Annotated in this window: 9 protein-coding genes; 6 read left to right on the forward strand and 3 right to left on the reverse strand. The window is 73.2% G+C overall.

Annotation, left to right across the window (positions count from 1 at the left end; translation table 11 throughout):
- Nucleotides 1–130: 130 nt before the first annotated feature.
- Together ADL15_RS11675 and ADL15_RS11680 are read left to right on the forward strand one after the other, a co-directional pair.
- On the forward strand, nucleotides 131–835 hold the full coding sequence (locus ADL15_RS11675) for a response regulator transcription factor (protein WP_198170727.1): 705 nt from the start codon (nucleotides 131–133) through the stop codon (nucleotides 833–835).
- Nucleotides 832–2,640 (forward strand): sensor histidine kinase, encoded by a 1,809-nt coding sequence (locus ADL15_RS11680; protein ID WP_067688276.1) that lies wholly within the window; start codon nucleotides 832–834, stop codon nucleotides 2,638–2,640. The genes ADL15_RS11675 and ADL15_RS11680 overlap by 4 nt, the downstream gene beginning before the upstream one ends.
- A 126-nt stretch (nucleotides 2,641–2,766) precedes the next feature.
- On the opposite strand, the gene ADL15_RS11685 is transcribed toward ADL15_RS11680, so the two are convergent.
- Complete coding sequence (locus ADL15_RS11685) at nucleotides 2,767–3,696, reverse strand: alpha/beta hydrolase (protein ID WP_067688279.1); 930 nt, start codon at nucleotides 3,694–3,696, stop codon at nucleotides 2,767–2,769.
- Nucleotides 3,697–3,768: 72 nt separating this feature from the next.
- Here ADL15_RS11685 and ADL15_RS11690 point away from each other — a divergent pair, with 72 nt between their 5' ends.
- The gene (locus ADL15_RS11690; RefSeq protein WP_067688282.1) at nucleotides 3,769–4,308 is read left to right on the forward strand and encodes a GtrA family protein; all 540 of its coding nucleotides are present in this window, start codon (nucleotides 3,769–3,771) and stop codon (nucleotides 4,306–4,308) included.
- Nucleotides 4,309–4,338: 30 nt separating this feature from the next.
- Nucleotides 4,339–4,665, forward strand: coding sequence for a YciI family protein (locus tag ADL15_RS11695; protein WP_067688286.1), 327 nt, complete (start codon nucleotides 4,339–4,341; stop codon nucleotides 4,663–4,665).
- On the opposite strand, the gene ADL15_RS11700 is transcribed toward ADL15_RS11695, so the two are convergent.
- Both ADL15_RS11700 and ADL15_RS11705 read right to left on the reverse strand, forming a co-directional pair.
- A complete protein-coding gene (locus tag ADL15_RS11700) occupies nucleotides 4,660–5,412 on the reverse strand; it encodes an ABC transporter permease (RefSeq protein WP_198170731.1) in 753 nt (250 codons plus the stop codon). The genes ADL15_RS11695 and ADL15_RS11700 overlap by 6 nt on opposite strands.
- On the reverse strand, nucleotides 5,409–6,071 hold the full coding sequence (locus ADL15_RS11705) for an ABC transporter ATP-binding protein (RefSeq protein ID WP_067688288.1): 663 nt from the start codon (nucleotides 6,069–6,071) through the stop codon (nucleotides 5,409–5,411). Before ADL15_RS11705 ends, ADL15_RS11700 begins: the two co-directional genes overlap by 4 nt.
- Before the next feature lie 54 nt (nucleotides 6,072–6,125).
- On the opposite strand from ADL15_RS11705, the gene ADL15_RS11710 reads away from it, so the two are divergent.
- On the forward strand, nucleotides 6,126–6,860 hold the full coding sequence (locus tag ADL15_RS11710; protein WP_067688291.1) for a TetR/AcrR family transcriptional regulator: 735 nt from the start codon (nucleotides 6,126–6,128) through the stop codon (nucleotides 6,858–6,860).
- Nucleotides 6,861–6,871: 11 nt separating this feature from the next.
- Nucleotides 6,872–7,672, forward strand: a complete 801-nt coding sequence (locus ADL15_RS11715; protein ID WP_067688294.1) for a nucleoside-diphosphate kinase — start codon at nucleotides 6,872–6,874, stop codon at nucleotides 7,670–7,672.
- The last annotated feature ends 62 nt before the right edge of the window (nucleotides 7,673–7,734 follow it).

A 7,734-nucleotide genomic window follows, 5' to 3' on the forward strand; every position in this document is an offset into this window, starting at 1 on the left:
TTCACCCGGCCACTTTTCCATGCCGGAGCCGCCCGCTATACCCACCTGACGGACGATTGCGTCCGGGCGCAGGACCAGCGGCTTCATCGGAATCGCACATTGTTTGATGCGGTGGACCGGCTGCGCCAGAATGCGAATCGTGACTGCCCGCATTCTCGTTGCCGACGACGATCCGAAGCACGCCCAGCTGATCCGCCTCTACCTGGAGCGCGACGGCCATCAGGTGCTCACCGTCGGTGACGGCCGGGCGGCGCTGGAGCAGACCCGGGCGCGCCGGCCCGACCTGCTGGTGCTGGACGTGATGATGCCCGAGGTGGACGGCCTCGACGTGTGCCGGATCCTGCGCGCCGACCCCGACCCGGGCCTGTCCGGGGTGGCGATCCTGCTCGTCACCGCACGGTCCGCGGAGAGCGACATGCTGCTGGGCCTGGACATCGGCGCCGACGACTACCTGAGCAAACCGGTCAGCCCGCGTGAGCTGACCGCCCGGATCCGGGCGCTGCTGCGCCGGGTCCGCGGCGGCGAGAACCGCGAGGTGCTGCGGGTCGGCGCCCTGGAGGTGGACGCGCCGCGCTTCGAGGTGCGCGTCGCCGGCACCGCGGTGCGGCTGACCGCCAAGGAGTTCGCGATCCTGGAGCTGCTGGCCCGCGAACCCGGCCGGGTCTTCACCCGCGGCCAGATCATCGACAAGACGTTCGGGTTCGAGAACGACGTCTCCGAGCGGACCGTCGACGCGCACGTGGTCAACCTGCGCCGCAAGATCGAGGCGAATCCGGCCGAGCCGCGCTACGTGCAGACCGTGTACGGCCGCGGCTACCGGATGGGCGACCGGTGAGCTTCCGGCTGCGGATCTTCCTGCTGGTGATGGTGGTGGCCGGCACCGCGATCGGCGCGACCGCCTGGCTGACGCTCAGCCTCACCTCCAGCGAGGTGTACCGGCTCAACACCGCCCGGGTGCGGCACCAGGCCGAGATCGTCGAGGCGGTCTCCCGGTTCGGGGTGACCCGCGGCCGGTGGAACGGCATCGACGAGGTCGTCGCCGACCTGTCCGAGCGCACCGACCTGCACATCCGGGTGGAGACCGACGCCGACACGCTGACCGATTCGGATCTGATGCGCGGGCACGCCATCGGTCCGATGCAGACCAGCCCGACCGGGATCGATCCGTACCCGGCGATCGACCCGGCCATCTTGACGCAGGCCTCGGCGCTGGCCTCCGGCGCCGGCAAGCGGCCGGCCGATCCACCGTCGCTGGAGACCGTGCGCAAGAACGCCAAGGGCGTGCCGGAGATCAGCATCGTGGTGCCGCCGCGGCCGGCACTGCCGGCGAGCCTGTTCGCCACGACACCGGGGAGGTCCGGGATGGCCGGGCCGGAGGCGCAGACGCTGTTCCAGCTCGCCCAGTACCGGGCGGGCCTGGTCGCGGTGCGCTGTGCCGCCGACAAGCGGCAGATCGACGCGCCCGCGCTCGCGTCGACGACCTCGCCCTACCTGAGCGCCGCGCAACTGGCGGCGGCACCGGACTGTGTGCGGGCCGGTGAGACGAAGGTGCGCGCCGACAAGGAGTGGTTGGACCAGTGGTGGCAGGAGCTGTCCCGGTGCCGGTTCTACTCGATGACGACGTACGCCGAATGCCTGCCGTCGTCGTTCCAGTCGGCGACGTCGAGCACGGCGGCGGTCCCGGTGCGGATCTTCTTCGGCGCCGGGCAGCGGCAGGACCTCGACGGGCTGCGCCGGCCCGCCGCGTTCGGCGCGGCCGGGCTGCTGGTCGCGGCCGTGCTCGGCACCGCGTGGATCGCCCGCCGGATCAGCCGCCCGGTCCGCGCGCTGACCGGCGCGTCGCTGCAGCTGGCCGCCGGGCAGCTGGACGTGCGGGTGCCCACCCGCGGCCGGGACGAGCTGGCGTTCCTGTCCGCGTCGTTCAACGCGATGGCCGAGGCGGTGCAGAGCAGTGAGGAACGCCAGCGGCGGCTGGTCGCCGACGTCGCCCACGAGCTGCGCACCCCGCTGTCCAACCTGCGCGGCTACCTCGAGGGCCTGGCCGACGGGGTGATCGAACCGACGCCGGAGCTGTTCGCCTCGCTGCACGAGGAGACCCTGCTGCAGCGCCGGATCCTCGACGACCTGCAGGTGCTCGCGCTGGCCGAGAACGGCGACCTGGCCTACACCACCGAGCCGCTGGACCTGTCCGAGGTGGCCGAGTCGGCGGTCACCGCGCACCGGGCGGTCGCCGTGGCGGCCGGGCTGGACCTGCGCATCGACGCGCCCGGTGCGGTCCCGGTGCGCGCCGACCCGGACCGGCTGCGGCAGGTGCTCGGCAACCTGCTCAGCAACGCGATCCGCTACACCGACGCCGGCGGGCGGGTGCAGGTCGGCGTCCGCCGCGACGAGCTCAACGCGATCCTGACCGTCCGCGACACCGGGGTGGGGATGACCGCGGACGAGGTGTCCCGGGTGTTCGACCGGTTCTGGCGCGCCGACCCGGCCCGGCAGCGGGCCACCGGCGGCTCCGGCCTGGGCCTGACCATCACCCGCCGGATCGTCGACGACCACGGCGGCCGGATCTCCGCCACCAGCGAACCGGGCCTCGGCACCACGTTCACGGTCCGCTTCCCGGCAGAGTTCACCGGCGGCAAATAACCCCTATGGGGTACGAACTGCCACGCCCGTCCGCAGCCACGTCCCGTGCCGGTCCCGCGCGACATCCGCCCCACTCGAGACCCTGCCGCGCCCCCGTGTGCGGGGACTTTCGGTGCGGAGCGCGGGTCAGGGCAGGCGGCCGTAGCGGCGGGTGGTGTCCGGGTCCGCGCGGGTGGCCGCAGCCAGCTCGTCGGCCATCAGCACGCGCAGCGCGGTCGATGCGGACGGGCCGAAGAAGTCCAGCCGCGGCGGATCGCCCTGCCGGCCGTTCGCCGACCAGGCCAGCCAGGCGTCCGCGAGCGCGCGATCGTCCGTACCGGGAAAGGACCCGGCGCGGGACCGCTGCGCCGCGCCCACGAACGCGAACGCGGCGCGCAGCGACGCCGTCGCTTCCGGACCACCGTGGTCGCCGTCGCGGACCAGGTGGTAGTCGTGCGCGATGTCGAGATCCCACAGTGCGCGGTGCAGCTGCTCGGTGCCGTCGTGCAGGTGGAAGACGTCGTGGTCGCCGCAGCGCAGCATGATCGGCAGGCCGCTGGCGCGGATCGCGTCGGCGTTGGCGCGCAGCCGGTGCGGGACGCTCTCGGAGGTCACGGTCTCGGCCCCGAGCTGGGCGAGCACCCCGAGAGTGTGGCGCGCGCCCCGCTCACCCTCGGGCAGCAGCGCGGGGGAGACCGCGGCCACCGCGGTGAACCGGCCCGGATCGGCGAACGCGATCCGCAGCGCGCCGAAGCCACCCATCGAGCTGCCCAGCAGCGCGAACGACGCGGCGCCGAACTCGGCGGCCAGATGGGCCGGGAACTCGTCGGCGACCAGACGCTCCCAGCGGCCCAGGTAGAAGCCGCCGGCGGTCGGCGTGGAGACGCAGGCGACCAGGGTGCGGGGCAGGTCCGCGGCCTCGACGATCGGCTGCATCATGGCCAGCACGTCGGCCGAGGAGTTCGCCCCGTGCAGCACCAGGATCAGCGGCAACCGCTCGGACCGGGTCCAGCCGTCCGGAGTGAGCACGGTGTACGCCGCTCCGGCCAGGGAACCGCGGATCAGATCGGTGCGCATCCGCCGGAGCTTTCCAGGCGTTCCCGAACCACGGCTAGCCAATTTCGGGCGGTCTGCTCTACGCTCGCGCGAATGTGGCTGAACCAGCTGTGGCGCAAACACCATGAATCAGCGAAATTCTTCCTGGTCGGTGGGGTGTGCTTCCTGGTAACCACGGCCATCAACTACCTGCTCAAGCTGACCGTGCTGCACGAGAAACCGGTCACCGCGCTGGCCTTCGCGACGGTGGTCGCCACCATCCTGTCCTATGTGCTGAACCGCGAGTGGTCGTTCCGCACCCGTGGCGGCCGCGAGCAGCACCACGAGGCGGCGCTGTTCTTCGCGGTCAGCGCGATCGGCATCGGCCTGAACCTGATCCCCCTGGCCGTCTCCCGCTACGTCCTGGACCTGCGCGTGCCGGACGTCAGCCGGCCGGTGCAGGAGATCGCCGACTTCGTCAGCGGCATCCTGCTGGGCACCCTGATCGCGATGGTGTTCCGGCTGTGGGCGTTCAAACGGTTCGTGTTCCCGCACGCGGACGCCCGCACCGAGCGGTCGCGCCCCGGCCCGCGCAGCAAGCTGACCCGCCACGAGCCGCGCCCGTCGGTGCGCAACACCGCCGATCGGGAGTAGGTTCGGCCCGATCCGGGGTACCCGTCAGGTATGCCGACTTTCGTGACCATCGGGTATGGCGACGCCGAGGGCTACCAGAAGACCGCACCGTCGATCCGGGACGCGGCGCACGCGCACGACGCCCGGCTGCTGGCTTCCGGGGCGGTGATGGGGATCGCCGGCGAGCCGGTCCAGGTGCGCAACCACGACGACGCGGGTGTGGTCGTGCAGCGCGGCCCGTTCCTGTCGTCGGCGCTGCCGGTCGCCGGGTTCGGGATCATCGAGGCGGAGAGCCTCGAGGAAGCCGTGGCGCTGGCCGCCCAGAGCCCGTGCGCGGTGGCCCAGGGCGTCATCGAGGTGTGGCCGCTGACCTCATAGCAGCGTCGCCCGGCCCCAGCCGCGGGACAGCCGGGCGCAGGCGACGACACCGGCGACCGCCGCGACGATGAGCAGCAGGCCGGCCGCGGTCAGCGTGCGGTGCACGTCACCGCGGATCGCGGCCTGCAGCATCGTCAGCGCCCAGTAGCCGGGGGAGAGCGGCGCCACCTGCTGCAACCAGGGCGGGAGCAGCGCCACCGGGACCAGCGCGCCACCCAGCGTGGTCACCGCCAGCGCGCCGATGTCGCAGATCGCGTGCAGCTCGCCGTGACTGCGTACCACCGCGGCCAGCGCCGCGCCGATCGCCAGCAGCGTCGCACCCCACACGCCGATCGCCACCGCGAGCAGCCACCAGGCCCCGGCCGGGCGCACCCCGATCACGGCGATGCCGTAGCCGGTCAGGGTGACCTGCTGCAGGAGCAGGACCGCGTACACCGGAATGCTCTTGCCGAGCAGCAGCTCGGTGACCGTCGCCCGGGTGGCGCGCAGCCGCTCCCACGTGTGCCAGCCGCGCTCGCTCAGGGTGGCGGCGCCGACGATGTGCAGCGCCAGCACCGAGAACATCACCAGCATTCCGGTCGCCACCTGGCTGGTGCCGCCGGGGATGGCACGCAGGTAGAGCGGTTTGAGCACGGCCATCAGCAGCATCGGCATCAGCAGGTAGCTGAGGAACGGGCCGGGGTCGCGCACCCGCAGCAGCGTGTTGTGCCGGGCCAGCGCCGCGATCCGGCGCATCGAGCCGATCACGTCAGGCTCCCGGGCAGCTCGGGACCCGTGCCCCGGGCGATCACCCGGCCCTGCCGGGCGACCGCGATCGTCGCGCCCAGCTCGCCGAGTTCCGGCAGGTAGTGGGTGGTGTAGAGGACCGCGCAGCCGTCCGCGGCGCGCCGGCGCAGCACGGCCAGCAGCGACTGCCGGGTCTCCGGGTCCGCGCCGGCCGTCGGCTCGTCCATCACCAGCAGCCCGGGGCGGTGCAGCAGCGCGATCGCGGCCTGCACCCGGCGCTGCTGGCCGCCGGAGAGCAGCCCGGTGCGCCGATCGAGGAAGTCGCCGAGCCGCAGATCGTTGATCACCTCGGCGCTCGCCGCGGCGAGGGCGCGGCGGCGCAGCCCGGCCAGGCCGCCGAACAGCCGCAGGTGCTCGCGGGCGGTCGCAGCCGGATAGAGCGCGATCTGCTGCGGCGCGACGCCGACGTCACCACGGGCCGCGCCGGGCGGCCGGCCGCCGATCCGGACCGTGCCCGCGTCCGGCGCGACCACACCCGTCAGGATCTCGGCGAACGTGGACTTGCCGGCGCCGTTGTGCCCGACCAGGCCGGTGATCTCGCCGGCCGCGACGTCGAGGGTGAAGCCGTCCAGGGCGCGGATCGCGCCGTACCGCTTGGTCACGCCGTGCGCGTGCAACATTTCCGGCCTCCGGTATACGCCGTAGACTGACGGTATACACCGTAGACTGACCGGGTGCGGAAGCTCAAGGAGTCCCGGCGGCCGGAAATTCTCGACGCGGCCCTGCAGGTCGTCGCCGAGCGCGGGCTGGAGGCCGTCTCGATGCGCTCGGTCGCGCAGCGGATCGGGCTCACCCCGATGGCGCTCTACGGCTATTTCCGCAGCAAGGAGGAGCTGCTCGACGCCGTGCTCGGCCGCCTCCTCGAGGAGATCACACCCCCGCCGCCAGGTTGCGGCTGGCGGTCGGTCCTGGTTCATCTTTCGTACGAGGTGAGAGCCGTCTCCCAGCGCCACCCGTCGGTGATGCCGCTGATCCTGACCCGTCCCGCGGTCAGTCCCGCGGTGCTGCGCGTCAACGACCTGCTCTACCAGGCGCTGCTCGCCGCGGGAGTGCCGGCCGCCGAGATCCCGCGGCTGGAGCGCCTGCTCGGCACGGTCGTGATCGGGCACGTGCTGTCCGAGGTGAGCGGCCGGTTCGGCGCCGGGACGCTCGACCCGGCCGGGCGGCGCGCCCAGCTGGCGGACGGCGAGCTGCCCGGGCACCAGGCGCTCGCCGCCGAGCTGGACCGGCCGGTCGACTGGGACGCCGAGTTTCGCACCAACGTGGACGAGCTGCTCGAACTCGTCGAGCGCCGGACCGCCGACGCCCGCCAGACCGTCGAGGAACGCCGGACCCTCGGCGCCAGCCGGACCCTTGGCGCCAGCCGGACCGTCGGCGAGCGCCCGACCGTCGGCGAACGCCGGATCTGAGGCGACCGGTCGTGGAGAACTCCGTCATCCTGCTCAAACCGGACTGCCTGGCGACCGGTCGCGTCCCGGCCGTCGAAGCCGCGATCACCGCCGGGGGCCTGTCGATCGTGTGCCGGCACGTGCTCACGCTGACCCCGGCCGACGTGCGCTTCCTCTGGTCGGAATACACCGACGACGACCACGTGCTGATGCGCGCGCTGCTCGACCGGTACCTGTGCGCCGGCCCGTCCGAGATCCTGCACCTGCGCGGCCCGGACGCGTTCGAGGCCACCCGCCGGGTCAAACGCGCGGTCCGCTCCCGGTACGCGAACGGCCCGTTCGCCAACCTCGTGCACACCGCGGAACGCCGTGGCGAGCTGGCCCGCCAGGCGAACCATCTGCTGGGCCGGTGCGGGGAGTGCGCCGCCCGGTTCACCTCGGACGAGCCGGCGGCCAACCCGGCCCGCCCGCCCGGCCGCGACTTCCGCCGCGACGTCGACGTGCCCCGGCTGGTCGAGGCGGTCTGGCCGGCGCTGCAGTCCCTCGACCCGCCGCCGCCCGCCCCGTACCCCTTGGATCGGCACTCCCCGCCCACGGCGGCGGTTTACCTGGGCGCGGACCGCGCCCACTCCCTGGACTCGGCGGTGACCGCGGTGTGGACCGCGCTCCCGGGCGTCGAGGTGCCCCGGGCGCTGCTGCTGACGCTGTACGCGGGCCGGGTCGGCGGTTACCCGATCGGGGTGGGCGGCCACCGCGCGGCAGCCCGCAGCCACCGCGTTCTGGTCGAGCACGGCGTCACCGCCTGCTCCCTGGGCCCACCCCCACCCGCGTGAACCTCCAGCGCGCCACCCCGAAAGTCCCCACGCAGCCCCAGCCCCCGCCATGTGTGTGAAGT

The organism is Actinoplanes awajinensis subsp. mycoplanecinus, assembly GCF_001509495.1.
GTDB lineage: Bacteria > Actinomycetota > Actinomycetes > Mycobacteriales > Micromonosporaceae > Actinoplanes > Actinoplanes palleronii.